This window comes from Pseudomonas sp. A1230, from assembly GCF_044218825.1.
Taxonomy (GTDB): domain Bacteria; phylum Pseudomonadota; class Gammaproteobacteria; order Pseudomonadales; family Pseudomonadaceae; genus Aquipseudomonas; species Aquipseudomonas iridis.
In genome coordinates, this window is record NZ_CP162582.1 from 2,369,421 (window position 1) to 2,388,901 (window position 19,481).

Sequence of the window (19,481 nt, forward strand, 5' to 3'; positions counted from 1 at the left end):
GCAGTGGCGCATGAACTGTCGCGCAGAATATCGCCTTCGGCCGGAAGATGCAGGGTCTTGATTGCAAGTCGATGGGGCGAGGTAGCGTTGCCGCTGATGCGCTCGTAGCAAGCGCGGACGGAGGCACTGGGAGTGCTGAGCCAACCCTGAAAACAAAAGATCGCAGCCTTCGGCAGCTCCTACAGGGAAATACATTCCGAATGTAGGAGCTGCCGAAGGCTGCGATCTTTTGATCTGCGTTTTTAGTCCGTGCCGTACTTCGGCGAACGCGGACCGTACAACAGACCTGCCGGATGTCCGGCCGACAGCAGGCGGTTACTCGCCACGCCGGCAATCGGGAAACCGGCATCGGTGGAACTGTTGATGATCTGCTTCACCGCCGCCGTGATCAGCATGCCGATCAGGCCGCCGCCACCGTTGTTACCGCCCTCTTCGCTCGAGGCACGGGCCGAGCCGGTCCACAGCGTGGTGCCGCTTTTCAGGTCAACCAGTTTCGCCGTTGCAGTAACTGCGGTTTCGCTGCTGATCACCATGTAACGCGTGCCGTATTCGGTCACGGTGATATACAACGCCGCATCGGCGCCGAAGATTTCCTGCAGCTTGTTCGCCGGAGCCTGGTGAATATCATCCGGCGTGGTCAAACCATTCTGGCGAAAGGTCTCGTCAACCAGTGTGATCGGCAACACGTAGTAACCGGCCTCAGCCAGTGGAAACGTTACCTGCGACAGCAGGCTGTAAGATGCTTTGACGTCAGGCGAAGTGTTCAGCGGCGGCAATACCAGAATGGTCTTGGGCCGTGCCTGCTTGTACGCCGAATAGTCCACGGTCTTGGGCTTGACGCAGCCACCGAGCACGCTCAGCGCCAGCACGCCGACCAGCAGTTTCACTGCACGCGGAATCATTTGGCGTCTCCGGTCTTGGCGTTTTTAAGCAGAAAATCCATGTACGTGCCGGACTCGGGAAACAGCGTCTTTTCGGTGCGGAACTGCTGCACCATCTGATCATCCTTGCCCATGCTCAGATAGAGCAGGCCCAGGTGCGCGTGGTAACCCGGTGGTACGGCCTTACCGGTGGAGCGAATTTTTTGCAGGTCACGCTCAAGCGCTTCGGCCTGGGCTTCTTTCGGCTCTTCGCCTTTGAAGTATTCGTAGACCTGCGGTTCGTAGCCTTCCCACTGGTAAAGGGTTTTCGGGCCGGCACAACCGGCCAGCAAGGTGCTGGCGGCCAGGGTCAAGGCCAGCAGCGACCGCGACAGAGTCAAATTCATGTGTTGTTGCTCCTTGCAATGGGCGTCGATCAGTTGCCCGGTTTCCAGGCACCGGCGTTCATGCCATCGACCAGACGATTGATCGCCTCGCGCATGGCCAGATCCAGGACTTTGCCGTTGAGGGTGGAGTCGTAGGCAGCGGTACCGCCGAAGCCGATGATTTCGCGGTTGGACAAGGCGTACTCGCCTGCGCCCTGGGTCGAATACACCACTTCCGAAGTGCTGATGTTGACGATATTCAGGTTGACCTTGGCGTAAGCGACCTGGGTCTTGCCACGGCCGAGAATGCCGAACAATTGGTGATCGCCAGTCTCTTTACGGCCGAACTCGGTGACGTCACCGGTGACCACGTAATCGGCGCCTTTCAGACGCTGGGCCTGGCCCTTGATCGCCGCTTCCTGCTGGATTTCGCCCATGTTGTCGCGATCCAGCACGGAGAAACGGTTGGTCTGCTGCAAGTGCGTGATCAGGATGGTCTTGGCCTGACCGCCGAGACGGTCAACGCCGTCGGAAAAGATCCCGCGCATATAGCTGGAACGGTTGTCGAACTTGCCCACCGCCATCGGCACGCGAACGCCGGTCCAGACTTGAGAAGCACTTTCAACCTTGGCCACCGGCAACGCGCGGGAGCTTTCGGTAGCGCAACCGGTGAGCGAGGTAGCCAGCGTGCCGAGTACCGCAATTGCAACGCCTGAGACCAACATCCGGGAGATCATTCTCACTGTGTATTCCTTCTTGAAAAACGGTGTGTCCCGGCACGGCAAAGCGGTGGGGAGCGGAAAAGGGGCGGCATTATGACAAAGTGCCATCATTCGCGACAGATTTTTTTGACGCCAATTAATCGGCTCAAAATGACCGTGACTGGTTCGTCCTCGCGCACCCGAATGATTCGTGTCGGCAGATATAAAGCGGATCAGTGAAAATCGCGGCTCTGCACGCGGATGCCGTTGAGCAGCGGGCTCAGATCACTCAGGCGTCCGGCGATCAGGTGGCGCACTTCGCCTTCGCGTTCCCAGCGGCCATCGACCCTGAGCAGTTGCGAGCCGACCAGCACCTGGCGCTGACGCTCGGCGAGGTCGCGCCAGACCACCACGTTGACGTTGCCGAACTCGTCTTCGAGCGTGACAAACGTCACGCCGCTGGCAGTGCCCGGACGTTGCCGGCCCGTGACCAATCCGGCAATGCTGACCGGGCGTCCGTGCTCGATATCGAGCAACTCTTGCGAACTGCGGCAGCGCCGCGCCTTCAACTCATTGCGCAGCAGCGCCAGCGGATGCGGCCCCAGCGTGGTGCCGACCGTTGTGTAATCCGCGTGCAGGTCCTCGCCAACACTGGGTTTGGGCAGCACCACGTCAGGCTCTTCCTGACTCGACAACCCGGCAAACAACCCAAGCTGTTTCTGCACCCCGGCCACTTCCCAGCGCGCCCGATGCCGATGTCCGGCCAGACCGCGTAACGCCCCGGAATCTGCCAGCAACGCCTGCGCCCGACTGTCGAGCCCGGCGCGCTCCCCCAGATCGGCGACATCGGCAAATGCTCCGCGTGCCCGCGCCGCCTCAATACGCCGGGCGTCGTCCTCACGAAAACCCTTGATCATCCGCAGGCCCATGCGGATCGCCGGTTGCGCGCCGCTGATCGGTTCCAGGCTGCAATCCCAGTCACTGGCGCGCACATCCACCGCACGGATCTGCAACTGATGCCGGCGCGCGTCCTGCAGAATCTGGTCAGGACTGTAGAACCCCATCGGCCAGCTGTTGATCAGCGCACAGGCGAATGCCGCAGGTTCATGGCACTTGAGCCAGCAACTGGCATACGTCAGCAAGGCGAAGCTGGCGGCGTGGGATTCGGGAAAACCGTAACTGCCGAAGCCTTTGATCTGCTCGAAAATCTGCGCGGCGAACTCCGGTGTGTAGCCGTTTTTCTTCATGCCGGCAGCGAGTCGTTCCTTATGCGGCTCCAGCCCGCCGTGGCGTTTCCAGGCAGCCATGGAGCGGCGCAACTGATCGGCCTCGCCGGGGCTGTAGTCGGCGGCGACGATGGCGATCTGCATCACCTGTTCCTGAAACAGCGGCACGCCGAGGGTGCGTTTAAGCACCACTTCCAGTTCCGGCGAAGGATAGGTTTCCGCCTCTTCCTTGTTTCTGCGGCGCAGGTACGGATGGACCATACCGCCCTGAATCGGCCCCGGCCGGACGATGGCCACCTCGATCACCAGATCGTAAAACTTCGCCGGTTTCAGGCGCGGCAACATCGACATCTGCGCACGGGACTCGATCTGGAACACGCCGATGGTGTCGGCACGGCTGATCATCTCGTAGGTCGGTTTGTCTTCGGCAGGAATCGTCGCCAGTGTCAGGTCTTGATGGCGATGACGGCGCAGCAGATCGAAACAGCGGCGGATCGCACTGAGCATGCCCAGCGCAAGAATATCCACCTTGAGCAGCCCGACCGCGTCGAGATCGTCCTTGTCCCACTGGATGATCGTGCGGTCAGCCATCGCCGCATTCTCCACCGGCACCAGACTGTCGAGCGGCTGTTCGGAAATCACGAAACCGCCGGGATGTTGCGACAGGTGCCGGGGAAAACCGATCAGTTGCCCGGTCAGGCTCAGCACCCGGCGCAGCACCGGGCTGTCGGGGTCGAAGCCGCCTTCGAGCAAGCGCGCAAGCGGCGGCGTTTCATCGCTCCAATGGCCGCAGCAATCGGCCAGCGCGTTGATTTGATCGGGCGGCAGGCCCAGGGCCTTGGCCACATCGCGCACCGCGCCGGCCGCGTGATAAGTGCTGACCACCGCCGTCAACGCCGCACGGTTGCGACCATAACGACGAAACACATATTGCAGGACTTCTTCGCGACGTTCGTGTTCGAAATCGACGTCGATGTCCGGCGGCTCGTTGCGCTCTTTCGACATGAAGCGTTCGAACAACAGCGTGGTGCGATCCGGATCGATCTCGGTAATGCCCAAGGCAAAACACACCGCCGAGTTGGCCGCCGAACCGCGGCCCTGACAGAGGATGTGCTGTTCGCGGGCGAAGTTCACCACATCATGCACCGTGAGGAAGTAGCTTTCGTAACCGAGTTCGGCGATCAGCTTTAATTCCTTGTTGATCTGCCGCAGCACCTTGAAGGGCGCGCCTTGTTTCCAGCGCCAGGCGATGCCCGCTTTAGTAAGGTGCCGTAACCAGGAACTGCCGGTGTGTCCGTCCGGTACCAGCTCTTTGGGATATTGATAACGCAACTGACTCAGCTCGAATGTACAACGCCGAGCCAGCGCGACTGACTCATCCAGCAACGCCGGCGGATACAGTTCCCGCTGCACCTCGACGCTGCGCAGATGCCGTTCGCCATTGGGGTGCAGGCGCAATCCGGCTTCGGCCACGGGCACGTGGTGCCGAATTGCCGTCATGGTGTCCTGCAAGGCACGCCGGCCACGGGCGTGCATGTGCACATCGCCACTGGCCACCGCGGCAATCCCCAACTCAGCGGCCAGGCTCAACAACGCCGCCAATCGCCGCTGATCGTCCTGCCCGCGATGCAATTGCACCGCCAGCCACAGCCGTTCGCCGAAGGTTTGCCGGAGCCAACGCCCCTCTTCCACGTCATCGACGCTGTCCGGCACCCAAAGCGTCAGCAACCCCGGCAACGGCTCGCTGAAGTCCTCGCGCAGCACCTGATACTGGCCTTTTTGCGTACGCCGCCGGGCGCGGGTTATCAGGCCGCACAGTGCCTGATAACCGGCAAGGTTCTCCACCAACAGCACCAGTTTCGGGCCGTTTTCGATGCGAATTTCGCTGCCGATAATCAACGGCAGTTCAACGGATTTCGCCGCTTGCCAGGCACGCACGATCCCGGCCAGCGTGCATTCATCGGTGATCGCCAGCGCCTGATAGCCGTGCTTTTTCGCCCGCTGGAACAGCTCCAGCGCACTGGAAGCACCGCGCTGGAAACTGAAGTTCGACAGGCAGTGCAATTCGGCGTAGCCATCGTTCATGCGAACCAGCCCTGCAGCCACAACGGGCCGCCCTCGCCCACCGCCCGATAGGCCCAGCCCTGCTGCCCGGCGCGGTTCTGGATCAGGTAGTAATCGCGGCGCACATCGTCACCGTCCCACCAGCCGGATTCGATGCGCTCAGGCCCCATGAGGATCCGTGCCGCACCCTCCGGTACGCTCTGCGGTTCGCCCAGCAACCAGCCCGGACGCTGGACACTCGGCAAACCGGCGCAGCGCTGTTTGTCGACGGCGTTTTGCCACGCGCACTCCGGACGATGGTCGGCCTGAAAACGCAGGCCTTGCACCGCGTCGTCGCCCAGCCTTGCGCGCAGGCGTTCGCGTAATTGCTCCCAAGGCAAGGTCTGCTGCGGACGGTCGTCGAACAATTCCTGAAACTGCGGCACGAAACTCGGCAGATCTTCGGCGCGCAGCCGGAAGCCGCGCACCGGGGCCTCGACCTGCACTTGTTCCAGTCGGCCACGGGCCAGTTCGAAGAGCATCGCCGGGTCGCGCTCGGCGCTGAGCAGGCCGACCTTGATCAGCGTATCCGGCAACCCGGCATGTTCCAGATGCAGATCGAAACGCTGCACGCCGCTGTCGCGCCCACACAGGAACGCCGATAGATCGCCGGTCAGGCGGCGCAGTGGAAACAGCAGCGCCTGATGGGACTGCACGTCGAAATTGAGTTCGATGCGCACATCGAAACGATCCGGTGGCAGATAAAACGCCAGCGCCAGCGGACGTGCGCCAAACAGGGTGTCGAGATGCTTGAGCATCTGCGCCTCGAAGCGCCGCGCCAAGGCCTGACGCGGCAGGCTCTGCACCTGACTGAGACTGCGCAGCCCCATGCGCGACAATGCCGTGGCCACGTGTGGCTCCAGGCCGACGCGGTCGATGGGCAATTGCCCCAGGTGATGCTGCAAGGCTTCACCGTCCGGCACCACCAAACCGTCATAAGCATTGGCCAGTACTCGTGCCGCCACCGGGTTGGGCGCGGCGACGATGCGATGACGAAAACCCAGCTCGGTCAGCTCTTTGCGCAACCGCACTTCGAACTGCGCCCAGGAACCGAACAGGCCCAGGCTCGATTCGATCTCGAACACCACGGTACGCGGATAATGCACGCTGACCTGTGAGCTGAAACGATAGGCCCATGCGGCGAGAAACTGCTGCCAATGCTCGACCTCGGCGACGTCGTAATCGGCGGTGGCAAAGCCTTTGCTCAAGGCTTGCGCAGCGGTCATGGACTGGCCGGGGCGCAAGCCAAGTTTGCGCGCCGCGCCATTTACGGCTTGCAACACCCGGCGCTGGGCCGGGCCGCTGAGCAGCACCAACGGTTCATCGGGGTCGGGGCGCTGACGCAGCACGGCGTCGAGGGCCAATTGCGGGAACAGAATACACACCCAGCGCATGACGACCTCAGTGACCTACGGCAAAGGCAATGGGCGTAGCGCGAGCCAGGCCGCCACGGCATTTGAGCACGCGCAACTGGGCAGGTTTGGCATCAATGGCAATGCGCAACGCCGCCGGTGACGGGTTGATCGCCTCGCTCAGCGAGCGCCAGGCAAAGGCCAGGGTCTGGCCGGTTTCCGCCGCCACCTGCAAACGCCTTAACGCGCGGTCATCAGCCTTGTGCGGCCAGCACAGCACCGCGCCGCAACTGCCGGAGCGCAGGCATTGTTCCGCCGCCCACAAGGCATCGCGCTCACTGGCCTGAATCACCGACAACTGTCGCAGATCGACCCCGGCGTTTTCCCACGCTTGCGGGTAGGGCACGAACGGCGGCGCCACCAGCACGATGCGCTCGCCCGCCGCCGACAGCCGCGCCAGCGTCGGCCAGACCAGTTGCAGTTCGCCGACCCCGGGGCCGGCCAGGAGAATTTCACTCAGCGCCGCTTCCGGCCAGCCGCCACTGGGCAACGCTGCGTCCAGTGCGGCATGCCCGGTCGGTTGCGGGCTCGCGGCCGGTGGCGCAGGCCGGCCCTTCCAGACCTGGCCGCCATTGAACAGCGTATCCAACGCAACGACGGCGCCCATCAGCCTTGCCTCACCAGACCGCAGAACACTCCCTCAATAGCCAGATCCTGATCATCACGCACCACAATCGGCTGGTAGGCCGGGTTGCGCGGCAGCAGGCGAACCTCGTCGCCCGTGCGCTCAAAGCGTTTGATGGTGACTTCACCGTCGAGCCGCGCCACGACGATCTGGCCGTTGAGCGCCTCGGGATTGCGCCGCACGCCGACCAGATCGCCGTCAAGAATGCCGTCCTCGATCATCGAATCGCCCTGCACCCGCAGCATGTAGTCGGGCGTACGGGAGAACAGCGCCGGGTCGAGCAGCAAACGGCTATGGAGATCGGCATCGGCACCAATCGGCGCACCGGCGGCCACCCGGCCGAGCACGGGAATATCGAGCAACTCCGGTCGCGCCGGTTGCCCGAGCAAGCGAATGCCCCGCGCCTGATGCGGGTTGACCTCGATAAACCCGGCTTCGGTGAGCGCCAGCACATGCTTGCGCGCCACGCTGCGCGAGGCAAAACCAAAAGCCTCGCTGATTTCAGCGAGGCTTGGGGGCTGACCGTGTTCGGCGATGCGTTCGCGGATAAAAGTCAGAATGGCGGTACGGCGGGGAGTCAGATTCGTCATGGAGTACATTTGTACTCCTGTGGGATTTTCCTGACAAGCACCGCCAGTCGGCCTAAGCCGACGGCCTGCCGATACGCAAAACTATGTAGGAGCTGCCGAAGGCTGCGATCTTTTGATCTCGCCTTTAAAAAACCAGATCCAAAGATCGCAGCCTTCGGCAGCGCCTCCAGGGGACGCCTTCAACCATCAAAATAAGTGCAGTCAGCCAAAGCCGCGTTCAACCATCAAATGAGTGCAGTGAGCTCAAGCCGCGTACAGCGAGGAAAGCGGCGATGTAATCGATGAACGCCACCACTTTCGCCGTGGCGCGGCGATGGCTCGGGTACACCGCAAGAATGTGCGGGCCAAAGCTGTCGGGGTCTATTTCATAATCAGCCATGACCCGCACCAGTCGGCCGTCTGCAATGTAGGGCGCGGCGCTCCACAGCGGCGTGTGCAGCAAACCACGCCCGGCCAGGGCACTGGCCAGCAACAAGTCGTAATTGTCACTGCGCAATCGAGGGGTTGTGGGTTGTGCCAGGCTCAGGCGCTGGCCGTCGCGCTCGGCCCACCAGAATTCGCGGCTGAGCAACGGATGCTTATAAAGCAGCCACTCGTGCTGATCGAGGGTTTGCGGACTGACTGCCAAGCCCTTGCGCGCCAAGTATTCAGGGCTGCCGCACAGGGCCAGACGATTGCTGCCGACGACGCGGGCGATCAGTCCCGGCAAGTCGTCATGGCCTTCGCGCAACGCCAGGTCATAACCGCTTTCGAGCAGATTGACGAACTCGTCGCACAAATCCACTTGCAGGCTGATCTGCGGGTATTGCTGCAAAAAGCCGTCACACACCTGATCGAGAAACGCCCGCCCGTACGCCAGTGGCGCGGTGATTTTCAGGCTGCCGCGCAAGCCGTGCTGCAACTGCTCGATTTCCTCGCTGGCCTCGTCCAGTCGCTGCAACACCAGCCGTGCAGTTTCCAGATAAACCCGGCCGATCTCGGTCAACAGAATCCGCCGAGTGCTGCGTTCGAACAGCCGCGCGCCGAGTTCGGCCTCCAGATGATTGACCGCTTTAGTCAGCGCCGACGGGGTTTTGCCCAACTGTTCGGCGGCGCGACTGAAACTGCCGAGTTGCGCAGTGACCACAAACATTTTCAATGCACCCAACTTGTCCATGCTTTTTCCATTCAGGCAAAAACGTTTTTCGTGAGTAAGGCGTTCTGTCGGCCGGCTTCAGCCACTAATCTGGCCATCAGACGCAATAACAAGGAAATCTTCAATGAAAAGATTCATCCCGAATCTGTTAGTGGTTGCCGTAAGTTTTGCCTCGATGGAAGCCATGGCCGCTGCCGATCTGGTGCTGGTCAATGGCAAGATTTTCACCGCCGATCGCGCCCAACCCAAGGTGCAGGCGCTGGCCGTGGAGAACGGCAAAGTATTGAAGGTCGGCAGCGACGCACAGATCAAAATGTTGATCGAACCCGGCACCAAAGTCATCGACCTGCAAGGTAAAGCGTTGATGCCCGGCCTGATCGACAGCCACTCCCACGCGATTTTCGGCGGCCTGGAAATGGTCTCGGCGAACATGGAAGACGAAGTCGTCGCCCTCGATGAGCTGGAAAAAAACCTGCGCGCCTGGCGTGACGACGGCAAGGCCCGGCACGGCGATGTGCTGAGCATCGCTGGCATGAGTTCGGTGTATTGGGCGCAGGCCGAGGCCTTGGGCAAAACCTTCAATCAAGGCGAATGGGCCAGCGTGCCAGTGGTATTCATCGGTAGCGACCACCACACCGCGTGGGCGAACAACGTCATGCTCAAACGCGCGGGCATCGACGCCGCGCTGCTGAAAAACTTGCCGGACGCGGAAAAAGACACGATTGGCAAACTGGCAAACGGCGAGCCGAACGGCTTTGTCGTCGACGCCGGTTGGGATCGGGTGGCCTCGAAAATGCCGGTGCCGAGTCCCGCCGCCATGCTCAACGCGGCGAAATCCGCGGTGCGCTACAACAACAGCCTTGGCATCACGGCGTGGATGGACCCCGCCGCCAACGCTGCGCCGGGCGAGCCGGTATTCGCCCTCAAACCCACCGAGAAAACCGTCGGTGTGCTGCCGGCCTACAAGGCGCTGTCGGAGAGCGGCGAGATGAGCGTCCACGTCGCTGCGCTGCTGGTAGCCAACTCGAAAAGCGTGCCCGCCGATCTCGACACCCTCGACAAAGTACGCCAGCAATTTCAGGGCATCCCCAACCTCACCCTGCCCGGCGTGAAGATTTTCGCTGACGGCGTAATCGAATTCCCGGCGCAAAGTGCGGCAATGATCGACCCCTACAGCAACTCGCACAAACAGGGTGAACTGCTGATCGACCCGCAGCACTTTGGTGAACTGGTCAGTGCCATCGACCAGCGAGGCTGGCTGGTGCATATCCACGCCATCGGTGACCGCGCGGTGCGCGAATCGCTGAATGGCATCGCCCAGGCGCGCAAGGACCGGCAGAGCGGCGTGACACACTCGATCACTCACCTGCAAATGGTCAATCCGCAAGAGTTTGCACGTTTCAAACCGCTCAACGTGATCGCCTCGATGCAACTGTTGTGGGCCAGCGCCGACGACTACACCACCGAGATGATCAAGCCCTACGTCAGCGCCCTCGCCTTCCGCTATCAGTACCCGGCGCATTCGCTGCTCAAACAGGGCGCGACGATTGCCGGCGCCAGCGACTGGCCGGTGTCATCGCCAAGCCCGTTCAACGCCATGGCCCAGGCCATCACCCGCACCGGTCCGCTGGGTGTGCTCAACGCCGATGAGCGTCTGGACCGCGAAACCATGTTCTACGCCTACACCGCCAACGCGGCGCGCACTCTCGGTCTGGACAAGCAGATCGGCTCGCTGACGCCGGGCAAACAGGCTGACTTCATCGTGCTGGATCGCGATGTGTTCAGCGTCGACGACAAGGCCCTGCACGACACTCAAGTGCTGCAAACCTGGTTCGGCGGACGTGAGGTCTACACCGCCGCAAAATAACAACATTGATCCCCCTGTAGGAGCTGCCGCAGGCTGCGATCTTTTGATCTTGTTTTTTACAATCAACATCAAAAGATCGCAGCCTGCGGCAGCTCCTACAGGTTTACCTCCTGCCCCCAAAACAATCACAACATCGGGACTTCACATGAAAGCCTTGCCTTTGTTCGCCCTCGTTTCCTTGAGCTCGCTGCCCTTGAGCAGCCACGCGATCCCCTTGAACGACAATTTTGCCGTGCTGGTCGATCTGACTCTGGCCACTGATTACCGCACCCGCGGCATCTCGCAAACCCAGAACGAACCGGCGCTACAGGCCGGGCTGACCCTCGCTCACAGCAGCGGCCTGTACCTCGGGGCCTGGAGTTCCAACGTCGATTACGGTGGTGGCCTGAAAACCCGTCAGGAAGTCGATTACTACGGCGGCTGGCTGTGGCAGGCCACCGAGGATGTCAGCCTAGATCTGGGTTACATCAAGTACGCCTACCCCAAGGAAAGTCAGTTCAACCAGAGTGAGGTTTACGGGATTATTGGCGCTTACGGGGTGAAGCTCGCGGCGTATTACTCAAGCGATGCGCCGGGGCTCGACAGCCAGCAGAGTTCGCTTTACAGCTATGTCAGTTATGAAACCCAATTGCCGTTCGACTCAGGGCTGAAGTTGCGTTACGGCAACATGGATTTCAAGGACCCTCACTTGTACTCGGCCTCCGGTGATGGCGAAGAGTCGTACCGCGAGTGGGAGGTCAAGCTCACCCATAATCTGGCCGGGGTGCTGCTGGGGCTGAGCTATATCGATACCGATCTGTCGCAAACCCAGTGCCTGAGCAACTGGGGCTTCAAGGATGTGTGCACGGCGACCGTGGTTGCCAGCGTGAGCAAATCTTTCTGACACGACAATCCCTTTGCAGGGGGTGAGTTTTTGCCATGTAAGCCCATGCAGTATCGGGCTCAAGGGGTGAGTTGTGCCAGGTAGGTCCACGGGTAGATGCCGCGTTGATGGCCATCGCTGAACACCAATTGCACGCCGTAACCCTGCGGGTTGAGTTCGATGATGCGGACTCGCTCGTCCACCCATGGTGTCGAACCACGCAGGCGAAACGCACGGCATTGCGAGCATGGGCACTGGCGGCGCAGTTCGGCGTGATCGAGCACCGATTCACGACCGTCCGGCCAACTCAGGCGCAGGGTTTGCTCGCCCTGCGAGTTGCCGATCGCCAGCGGATTCAATGCAGCTGACTCAAGGCAATCCGCACCGCTTTGCGCACTTCCGGATCGCCGTCATCCTGCGCCGCCTGCAACGCAGCCACTGCGCCACGATCATTCAACTCACCCAAGGCCAATGCGGCTTCCTTGCGCAGGTTGCTGATGCGATGCCCGAGCGTGTCGATCAAGGCGTCCAGCGCTGGGCCAAAACGCAAGCGGCCGAGGCTGCGGGTGGCGCGCAAACGCACTTGCCAATAGTCGTCGCTCAAGGCTTCGATCAATGCCGGGCCGGCGTCGGTGTGGCCGACTTTGCCCAAGGTGGTTGCGGCTTCTTCACGCACTTGCCAGGCGTTGTCCTGCAAGGCCTGGCGCAGCGCTGGCAGGACTTCAGCGCTGGACGCCAGGCCGAGCGCACCGGTGGCAGCGCGGCGCACTTCAGTGTCCGGGTCAGCGCTGGCCAATCGGGCCAATGCCGGTAGCGCGTCGAGTTGCTTGAGCCAGCCGAGCACGCCCACGGCCTCGCGGCGCACGTTGGCATCGGCATCATTCAGCGCCGCGATGGCAGCGGGCGCAGCATCGGCAAAGCGCAGTTCGCGCAGGGCCCGAAACGCGGCATTGCGTACGCTGACTTCAGCATGATCGGTCCATGGCAGAATCACCCGCCCGGCCGCTTCGGTCTTGAGCAAACTCAGACTTTGCGCTGCGGCAGATTGCACGGCGGGCGATGGATCGGTCAGCGCCTGACACAAGGCTTCAACCACCGGTTCGTCCTCCCAGGCTTCCAGCAGACGCGCCGCCTCAGCACGCACCTCTTCGGCGGGATCGTCGGAAAGTCGCTCGACCAGCCAGAGCAAACCATCCGGTTCTTCAAGATCCGCCAGTTCAATCAGCGCAATGCGCCGCACGCCAGCGTCTTCAGCGGTCAGGCGTGGTTGCAGGGCAAGGATTTCAGGGTTATCGGTCACAGCAAAAATAGAGGTCATAGGGCAAATCGCGGCAGAGGGTTTTCGGGAGGCAGGCCGAGCGGATTGAGGCGCGGCAGCGGTCGGTCGTCGTCATGGTGCAGCAGGTCGAGACAGTGGCGCTTGAGTCGGGAGAATTCAGCGCTGGTGACCAGATCGCTGGTACGTGGTCGAGCGAAGTCGAGGCGAAGATCTTCGATGATTCGTCCCGGCCGCGCGCTCATGACCAGCAAGCGATCGGCGAGAAATAGCGCCTCATCGATGTCATGGGTGACGAACACCACGGTGGTACGAATCCGTGTCCAGATGTCCAGCAGCAGCGCTTGCATGTTCAATCGGGTCAGCGCATCGAGCGCGCCAAACGGCTCGTCCATCAGCAACAGCCGCGGGCGATTGACCAGTACCCGGGCGATTTCCACCCGTTGCTGCATGCCGCCGGAGAGTTGATCGGGCCAGCGCTCCGCGAAGCCATCGAGGCCGACCAGGTGGAGAATATCGTCCGCGGCGCGATACCGCTCAGCCTTGCCGATGCCACGCATCTTCAGGCCGAAGGCGACGTTGTCGCGCACCGTTCGCCACGGGAACAGTGTGTGATGCTGGAACACCATTCCACGCTGCGGCGAAGGGCCGGACACCGCGCCGCCATCGACTTTCAGGCTGCCGGCGTGCGCCTTCAAGTGCCCGGCCAAGGCGCCAAGCAGGGTCGACTTACCGCAACCGGACGGGCCGAGAATGCACACGAACTGGCCGGTTTCGATCTGGCAATCGAGGCCCTGCACCGCCTCGAATGCTTCACGACCTTCGCCGAGGACGATCGACAACTGGCGAATATCGATCCGCCCTTCGGGGGTTTGCATCACGCTCATCAGGCTTTTCCTCGCGGTCGATGCCAAGGCGTGAACAAGCCGCCCAGACGTTTGATCAACAGACTGCTGCCCATGCCCAACACACCGATCAGCAACATGCCGACGACGATGTCGGCGTAGTTCTGAATGGTGTAGGACTCCCAGGTGTAGTAACCGATGCCGAACTGGCCGGAGATCATTTCCGCCGTCACCAGGCAGAACCATGAAGTGCCCATGCCGATCGCAAGGCCGGTGATGATGCTCGGTGCGGCGCCCGGCAGGATGACTTCGAGCAGGATCGCCCGGCGCCCTGCCCCAAGGCTTTTCGCTGAGGCGATCAAGCGTGGATCGACGCCTTCAACGCCGTGCACGGTGTTGAGCAGGATCGGGAACAGTGCCCCGGTGAAGGTGATGAAGACCATCGACAACTCGGACGACGGGAACATCAGGATCGCCAACGGAATCCACGCCACGGCCGGGATCGGGCGCAGCACTTCCAGTGGAGGCAACAGCAAGTCTTCGGCCCATGTCGAGCGGCCGATGGCCAGGCCCAGGGCAATGCCGACCACCAGCGCGGCGAGGTAGCCGGCAAACACGCGGCCGAGGCTGGCAGTCAGGTGTTGCAGCAGCTTGCCGGAGTCGCCCAGGCCCAGCGCGGCTTCAATCACGGCCAATGGCGTGGGGACGTTGGCGAAAGTGACCAGGCCGAGGTTCCAGTGATGGCTCGCGGCGAGTTGCCAGAATAGGAGGCACAGCAGCAATGATGCGGATCTGACGGCCCAGCGGTTCTTGAATGATTTCACGGAGCAGGTTTCCAGTTCTGGATCTGTGTGATGGCTGAGATTTACCCCCTCACCCCAACCCTCTCCCCCAGGGGGGCGAGGGGGAAAGGGAGCCGATCTTCATGCTTTTCAAAACCTGAATTCGGCTCGGCATAGAGACGAGCTTCATGCTTTTCAAAACCTGAGTTCGGCTCGGTATTTCAGGTCGGCGTACCTTGCCCAAACACCTCGATCAGTCCCCTCTCCCTTCGGGAGAGGGCTAGGGCGAGGGGCTCTTGATCTGCTGTTAACGGGTGGCTACAACCTGGGTCGTGGCGTCGGTGAAATCGAAAACCTTGCCGCCCTGCGCCGCTGCAAATTGCTGCGCCTGCCCCTTGAGCAGAAATGCGCTCAAACGGCCCTTGGCATCACTGGCAAACCACGCCTGATCGGCCAGCAACTTGATCCCGCTGTCGCTCGCCTGCGCATACACCGCACGAATGGTTTTGCCGTCCTGCTTCAAACCGGCCAAAGCGGTGAAGGCCGATTCGGCGGAGGCGTACTGGCGCACCTTGTCTTCGCCACGCACCCAGATTTCGGCGACATGGCTGAAGTCAGTGATGGCCTTGCCGCTGACCGCATCCACATGCTTGAGCGGCGTCTGCGCGTAGTTGGCCAACTGCGCGGCGTAATCAAGATGGGAAGCCTTGAACGCCGCACGGATGTATTGATCGTCGATGAAGGTGTCCAAATCGAGACCACGATCGGCCTTCTTCAGGAGCTTCAAGGTATCAATGGCCGTACCCACCGCCTGACGGTACTCAGGCTTCCAGCTCAGGTCGCGGGTCTGCACGCCGAGCGGGCCGTGGAACAGGTAATTGACCTCGGCATCAACGCCGGTGACTTTGGCGATCAGTTCGCTGTACTTCTCCGGTTCGGCGGCCAGCAGTTGATTGGCCTCGATGCTCGCGCGCAGGTAGGCGACGACGATCTCCGGGTGTTTTTTCGCGTAGGCCTGATCCACCAGCGCACCGTGGAAGGTCGGCGCATTGGCCTGGGCGCCGTCGTAGATCTTGCGAGCGAAACCACGACTCGGGAACAACTCGGCAAACGGCACGAAATCGGCGTGGGCGTCGATCTTGCCGGCCTGCAACGCGGAGCCGGCGACTTCCGGCGGCTGGGCGATGATGTTGACGTCCTTGAGCGGATCCCAGCCCTGCTCCGCCACCGCACGCAACAACATGCCGTGGGCCGTCGAAGCGAACGGTACCGAAATGGTCTTGCCCTTGAGTTCGCTCAGCGACTGCACGCCGGACGCGCTCGGCACGACGATACCGTTGCCGCTGCCCTTGATGCTGCCCGACAGCACGCTGATGAACAGGCTGTGTTTGCCGGCCGTTTCAAACGCCACACCGTTGAACGCGCCGGGGAAATCGGCCATGGCGCCGAAGTCGAGTTTGCCGGCGACCATCTCGTTGGTCAGCGGCGCGCCGCTGGTGAAGTTTTTCCACTGAACGTCGTAGCTGGCGTTTTTGTATACGCCGTCGTGGGGCAGGTATTTTTCGAGCAAACCGAGTTCACGGATCAACAACCCACCGGCGGCGCAGTTGATGGTGGTGTCCTGGGTGCCGATGGCGATGCGGATGGTCTCGGCCGAGGCGGACAGGGTGAACGAAGCCAGTACCAGACCGGCGATTACTGCACGTAACATAAGTGTTTCCCCTCGAATCATTTATAGGATGTTCGTCTCCGCCACGATCAGGGCGCGGTGGGAAACGAGGGGTGTTTTTGAATCCAGCGTCCGGGTTTTCCGGATGGCTTTGGTTGACTGGGCCGACCTCATCGCTGGCAAGCCAGCTCCCACAGGGATTTGCAATGGGACACAGATTTCGCAACACCAGAGAAACCTGTGGGAGCTGGCTTGCCAGCGATGAGGCCCTGTCAGTCAACGCAGTAAATAAGGGATATCGACCTTCACGGCTCCCGTCGGGCAATCCTTTTCACACGGCATGCAATACCAGCATTCATCGAACGCCATGTAAGCCTTCTGCGTGGCGGGGTTGATCGCCAGCAAGTCCATCGGACAGACATCGACACACACGGTGCAGCCCTTGTCGGCGATACATTTGTCCTCGTCCACTGTGACGGGCGCGTTGGAGCGGAAGAAGATTTCCTGAGCTTGATAGGCCATGGTTCGGGCTCTCTTTTAGTGATGCATCACGCGGCGAAGGCGCCAACCCGCAAGCGGTCGTAAGCCTGTATTTCCTCGGCATCGAGCGGGATGATGTAGGGCTCTACGGCTTTCTTGAAACTGGTCATCTGACCGTCATCGCCCTTCTTCAGGTGGCAATGGCAGAACCACTCGCTGTCGTTACGTTGCGGGTGATCGACCCGGTAGTGGTACAGACCCCAGCGACTTTCGGCGCGGAACAACGAGGCGCGGGCAGCCATTTCGGCGCAGTCACGGATCACGCTGGTTTCCATCGCGCGCATCAGCTCATGGGCGTTGTTGGCCTTCATCTGATCGAGATCACGCTCGATGTCGCTGAAGCGCTGCAAGCCGATCTGCATTTTTTTGGTCACTTTCGGCGGTTGCAGGTAGTCGTTGACGAAGCGCCTCAGCTTGTATTCGACCTGGGCCGGCGGCAGACCGTGCTCGCGATCCAGCGGGGCGTAGACCCGTGCTTTTTCTTTCTCGATCTGCGCGGTATCCAACGCCGAAAACTGGCGCCCGGCGACAAAATCCGCCGCGTTGTGTCCGGCGAACCAGCCGTAGGTAAACGCGCCAAGCATGTAGTTGTGCGGCACGGCGGCCATGTCACCGGCGCAGTACAAGCCTTTCACCGAGGTTTCGGCACGCTCGTTGACCCACACGCCAGACGCCGAATGGCCGCTGCAGAAACCGATCTCGGAGATGTGCATCTCGACCATTTGCGTGCGGTAGTCGGTGCCACGGTTGGCGTGGAACTGGCCGCGACTCGGGCGTTCGTTGCTGTGCAAAATCTCTTCGATGTTCTGGATGGTTTCTTCGGCCAGGTGATCGAGTTTGAGAAACACCGGGCCGTTGCCGCTCTCCAGTTCCTGGTGGAACTCCCACATCATCTGTCCGCTCCAGTAGTCACATTCGATGAAGCGTTCGCCCTTGTTGTTCGCGGTGTAGCCGCCCAACGGGCCAGTCACGTAGGCGCAAGCCGGGCCGTTGTAATCCTTGATCAGCGGGTTGATCTGGAAGCATTCCAGATTCGCCAGTTCAGCCCCGGCGTGATACGCCATCGCGTAACCGTCGCCCGCATTGGTCGGGTTTTCGTAGGTGCCCATCAGGTAGCCAGAGGACGGCAGACCGAGGCGTCCGGCGGCACCACAGGCAAGGATTACAGCCTTGGCCTTGATCACATGGAAGTCGGCGGTGCGGCAATCGAAGCCCATCACGCCGTTCACCGCGCCCTCCTCGTCGGTCAGCAACCGCGTGCAGACCAGCCGATTGGTGATGCTTACTCGCGCGCGCTTCAACTGGCGATACAGAACCTTTTTGATGTCGTGCCCTTCCGGCATCGGCAACACATAGGCGCCCATGTGGTGGACTTTTTTCACCGCGTAATCACCGGTTTCGTCCTTCTCGAACTTCACGCCCCAGCGGTCAAGCTGTTCGATGGTTGCGAAGCTGTGCTTCGCGTAGGCGTACACCGCTGCCTGATTGACGATGCCGTCATTGGCGATGGTGATTTCCTTGGTGTATTGCTCAGGGGTGGAGTGGCCGGGAATGATCGCGTTGTTCAGGCCATCCATGCCCATGCTGATTGCGCCGCTGCGTTTGACGTTGGCCTTGTCGACCAGCAACACGCGCAAGTCGCGGTTTTTCTCTTTGGCCTTGATCGCCGCCATCGGCCCGGCCGTGCCACCGCCGATCACGACGATGTCGTATTCCTGCTCAAGCGTGTTGCGTGTCATGCCTGCTCCCCTTTTTGCCGGTCGATCCGCAGGCGGTACTGGAACGCATCGCCACGGTAGTAAAGGTGTTCGAAGTCCAGCGGCTGGCCCTGCGCGTCGTGGGTCAGGCGCTCGATGCGCATGATCGGCGAGCCGGCCTCGACGTTGAGTGCCTGGGTTAAATCGCTGTCAGCCAGCACGGCGTCGATGGCCAGATCCGCATGACCGAGGGCGATGCCGCAGTCGTTTTCGAGAATCAGGAAGATGTCGCGGGTGACCAGATCAGCCTTCTCCAGCCGTTCGCCGATCGCTTTGGGCAGGTAGGTGATTTCCAGCGAGATCGGCTCTCGATTAATCAGTCGTACGCGTTTGATCTGCGCCACGGTTTCGCCCTCGGCGACCTGCAAACGCTCGGCGACACGCTTGTCCGCCGGGATGAATTTGAAGCTGCGCAGGCGGTTGATCACCTCGTAGCCACGACCGGTCATGGACTCGGCGAGGCCTTGCAGGCTGCTGACGTTCTGGAAGGTTTTCGGCTTGGCGACGAAAGTGCCTTTGCCGTGGATCTTGAAGATCAGCCCTTCCTTTTGCAGATCACCCAGCGCCTGGCGCACGGTGATGCGGCTGACTTTGAACAGCGCACCGAGTTCGCTTTCGGAGGGCATCTGGCTGTCTTGCGGGTATTCGCCATCGAGGATGCGGGCGCGCAAGACGTCGCGCAGTTGGGTGTGCAGCGGGACACTTGATAGAGAGAGAACGTTATCGGTCATCACGGGATCACTTGTTATAACGAGTTATGACGTGATCTTAGAGACGTTATGACAAGGTTGAGAAATACCGAATGGGCATAACCTTAGATTCGGGTTCAAGGCTGCGATCTTTTG

General features: G+C 61.2%; 18 protein-coding genes. 2 read left to right on the forward strand and 16 right to left on the reverse strand.

The genetic code is table 11. The features are described from left to right. Nucleotides 1-242: 242 nt before the first annotated feature. The 8 genes from AB4P97_RS11170 to AB4P97_RS11205 form a co-directional block, all read right to left on the reverse strand. Nucleotides 243-902, reverse strand: coding sequence for a DUF799 domain-containing protein (locus AB4P97_RS11170; protein ID WP_042559434.1), 660 nt, complete (start codon nt 900-902; stop codon nt 243-245). Beyond that, the gene (locus AB4P97_RS11175; RefSeq protein ID WP_047301565.1) at nt 899-1,267 is read right to left on the reverse strand and encodes a DUF4810 domain-containing protein; all 369 of its coding nucleotides are present in this window, start codon (nt 1,265-1,267) and stop codon (nt 899-901) included. The genes AB4P97_RS11170 and AB4P97_RS11175 overlap by 4 nt, the downstream gene beginning before the upstream one ends. Nucleotides 1,268-1,296: 29 nt before the next feature. Beyond that, nucleotides 1,297-1,983: a CsgG/HfaB family protein gene (locus AB4P97_RS11180; RefSeq protein ID WP_162184601.1), complete on the reverse strand. Its 687-nt coding sequence runs from the start codon at nt 1,981-1,983 to the stop codon at nt 1,297-1,299. A gap of 197 nt (nt 1,984-2,180) precedes the next feature. Beyond that, the gene (locus AB4P97_RS11185; protein WP_220182557.1) at nt 2,181-5,279 is read right to left on the reverse strand and encodes an error-prone DNA polymerase; all 3,099 of its coding nucleotides are present in this window, start codon (nt 5,277-5,279) and stop codon (nt 2,181-2,183) included. After that, nucleotides 5,255-6,670, reverse strand: a complete 1,416-nt coding sequence (locus AB4P97_RS11190) for a Y-family DNA polymerase (protein ID WP_395598539.1) — start codon at nt 6,668-6,670, stop codon at nt 5,255-5,257. The genes AB4P97_RS11185 and AB4P97_RS11190 overlap by 25 nt, the downstream gene beginning before the upstream one ends. A 7-nt stretch (nt 6,671-6,677) precedes the next feature. After that, a complete protein-coding gene (gene imuA / locus AB4P97_RS11195; RefSeq protein WP_115147025.1) occupies nt 6,678-7,295 on the reverse strand; it encodes a translesion DNA synthesis-associated protein ImuA in 618 nt (205 codons plus the stop codon). Further along, nucleotides 7,295-7,912, reverse strand: coding sequence for a transcriptional repressor LexA (lexA, locus tag AB4P97_RS11200; protein WP_047301573.1), 618 nt, complete (start codon nt 7,910-7,912; stop codon nt 7,295-7,297). The genes imuA and lexA overlap by 1 nt, the downstream gene beginning before the upstream one ends. Before the next feature lie 208 nt (nt 7,913-8,120). Beyond that, nucleotides 8,121-9,059 carry a LysR family transcriptional regulator gene (locus AB4P97_RS11205; protein WP_042559442.1) on the reverse strand — a complete coding sequence of 313 codons (939 nt, stop codon included), beginning with the start codon at nt 9,057-9,059 and terminating at the stop codon, nt 8,121-8,123. A 103-nt stretch (nt 9,060-9,162) separates the two neighbouring features. Here AB4P97_RS11205 and AB4P97_RS11210 point away from each other — a divergent pair, with 103 nt between their 5' ends. Next, nucleotides 9,163-10,905: an amidohydrolase gene (locus AB4P97_RS11210; protein WP_042559443.1), complete on the forward strand. Its 1,743-nt coding sequence runs from the start codon at nt 9,163-9,165 to the stop codon at nt 10,903-10,905. 145 nt (nt 10,906-11,050) lie between these two features. After that, on the forward strand, nt 11,051-11,788 hold the full coding sequence (locus AB4P97_RS11215) for a TorF family putative porin (protein ID WP_042559444.1): 738 nt from the start codon (nt 11,051-11,053) through the stop codon (nt 11,786-11,788). A 59-nt stretch (nt 11,789-11,847) separates the two neighbouring features. On the opposite strand, the gene AB4P97_RS11220 is transcribed toward AB4P97_RS11215, so the two are convergent. The 8 genes from AB4P97_RS11220 to AB4P97_RS11255 all read right to left on the reverse strand — a co-directional run bounded on the left by AB4P97_RS11220 (nt 11,848) and on the right by AB4P97_RS11255 (nt 19,367). Next, nucleotides 11,848-12,126, reverse strand: coding sequence for a DUF971 domain-containing protein (locus AB4P97_RS11220; RefSeq protein ID WP_042559445.1), 279 nt, complete (start codon nt 12,124-12,126; stop codon nt 11,848-11,850). Continuing rightward, the gene (locus AB4P97_RS11225) at nt 12,123-13,085 is read right to left on the reverse strand and encodes a HEAT repeat domain-containing protein (protein ID WP_042559446.1); all 963 of its coding nucleotides are present in this window, start codon (nt 13,083-13,085) and stop codon (nt 12,123-12,125) included. Before AB4P97_RS11225 ends, AB4P97_RS11220 begins: the two co-directional genes overlap by 4 nt. Beyond that, on the reverse strand, nt 13,082-13,930 hold the full coding sequence (locus tag AB4P97_RS11230; RefSeq protein ID WP_395602652.1) for an ABC transporter ATP-binding protein: 849 nt from the start codon (nt 13,928-13,930) through the stop codon (nt 13,082-13,084). Before AB4P97_RS11230 ends, AB4P97_RS11225 begins: the two co-directional genes overlap by 4 nt. Then, nucleotides 13,930-14,712 carry an ABC transporter permease gene (locus tag AB4P97_RS11235; RefSeq protein WP_042559448.1) on the reverse strand — a complete coding sequence of 261 codons (783 nt, stop codon included), beginning with the start codon at nt 14,710-14,712 and terminating at the stop codon, nt 13,930-13,932. Before AB4P97_RS11235 ends, AB4P97_RS11230 begins: the two co-directional genes overlap by 1 nt. Nucleotides 14,713-14,977: 265 nt before the next feature. Next, entirely contained in the window at nt 14,978-16,402 is a 1,425-nt protein-coding gene (locus AB4P97_RS11240) for an ABC transporter substrate-binding protein (protein ID WP_181818483.1), read from the reverse strand. Between the two features lie 213 nt (nt 16,403-16,615). Then, nucleotides 16,616-16,861, reverse strand: coding sequence for a ferredoxin family protein (locus AB4P97_RS11245; RefSeq protein ID WP_042559450.1), 246 nt, complete (start codon nt 16,859-16,861; stop codon nt 16,616-16,618). A 26-nt stretch (nt 16,862-16,887) separates the two neighbouring features. Then, complete coding sequence (locus AB4P97_RS11250; protein ID WP_042559451.1) at nt 16,888-18,618, reverse strand: fumarate reductase/succinate dehydrogenase flavoprotein subunit; 1,731 nt, start codon at nt 18,616-18,618, stop codon at nt 16,888-16,890. Further along, a complete protein-coding gene (locus AB4P97_RS11255; protein WP_042559452.1) occupies nt 18,615-19,367 on the reverse strand; it encodes a GntR family transcriptional regulator in 753 nt (250 codons plus the stop codon). The genes AB4P97_RS11250 and AB4P97_RS11255 overlap by 4 nt, the downstream gene beginning before the upstream one ends. Nucleotides 19,368-19,481: the final 114 nt, after the last annotated feature.

What these genes read in the sequence shown, in the direction of transcription:
- AB4P97_RS11250 (WP_042559451.1), bottom strand. Translation starts at nt 18,618, where the DNA reads ATGACACGCAACACGCTTGAGCAGGAATACGACATCGTCGTGATCGGC.
- AB4P97_RS11230 (WP_395602652.1), bottom strand. Translation starts at nt 13,930, where the DNA reads ATGAGCGTGATGCAAACCCCCGAAGGGCGGATCGATATTCGCCAGTTG.
- AB4P97_RS11175 (WP_047301565.1), bottom strand. Translation starts at nt 1,267, where the DNA reads ATGAATTTGACTCTGTCGCGGTCGCTGCTGGCCTTGACCCTGGCCGCC.
- AB4P97_RS11240 (WP_181818483.1), bottom strand. Translation starts at nt 16,402, where the DNA reads ATGATTCGAGGGGAAACACTTATGTTACGTGCAGTAATCGCCGGTCTG.
- AB4P97_RS11190 (WP_395598539.1), bottom strand. Translation starts at nt 6,670, where the DNA reads ATGCGCTGGGTGTGTATTCTGTTCCCGCAATTGGCCCTCGACGCCGTG.
- AB4P97_RS11225 (WP_042559446.1), bottom strand. Translation starts at nt 13,085, where the DNA reads ATGACCTCTATTTTTGCTGTGACCGATAACCCTGAAATCCTTGCCCTG.
- AB4P97_RS11180 (WP_162184601.1), bottom strand. Translation starts at nt 1,983, where the DNA reads ATGATCTCCCGGATGTTGGTCTCAGGCGTTGCAATTGCGGTACTCGGC.
- AB4P97_RS11245 (WP_042559450.1), bottom strand. Translation starts at nt 16,861, where the DNA reads ATGGCCTATCAAGCTCAGGAAATCTTCTTCCGCTCCAACGCGCCCGTC.
- AB4P97_RS11170 (WP_042559434.1), bottom strand. Translation starts at nt 902, where the DNA reads ATGATTCCGCGTGCAGTGAAACTGCTGGTCGGCGTGCTGGCGCTGAGC.
- imuA (WP_115147025.1), bottom strand. Translation starts at nt 7,295, where the DNA reads ATGGGCGCCGTCGTTGCGTTGGATACGCTGTTCAATGGCGGCCAGGTC.
- AB4P97_RS11255 (WP_042559452.1), bottom strand. Translation starts at nt 19,367, where the DNA reads ATGACCGATAACGTTCTCTCTCTATCAAGTGTCCCGCTGCACACCCAA.
- AB4P97_RS11205 (WP_042559442.1), bottom strand. Translation starts at nt 9,059, where the DNA reads ATGGACAAGTTGGGTGCATTGAAAATGTTTGTGGTCACTGCGCAACTC.
- lexA (WP_047301573.1), bottom strand. Translation starts at nt 7,912, where the DNA reads ATGTACTCCATGACGAATCTGACTCCCCGCCGTACCGCCATTCTGACT.
- AB4P97_RS11215 (WP_042559444.1), top strand. Translation starts at nt 11,051, where the DNA reads ATGAAAGCCTTGCCTTTGTTCGCCCTCGTTTCCTTGAGCTCGCTGCCC.
- AB4P97_RS11210 (WP_042559443.1), top strand. Translation starts at nt 9,163, where the DNA reads ATGAAAAGATTCATCCCGAATCTGTTAGTGGTTGCCGTAAGTTTTGCC.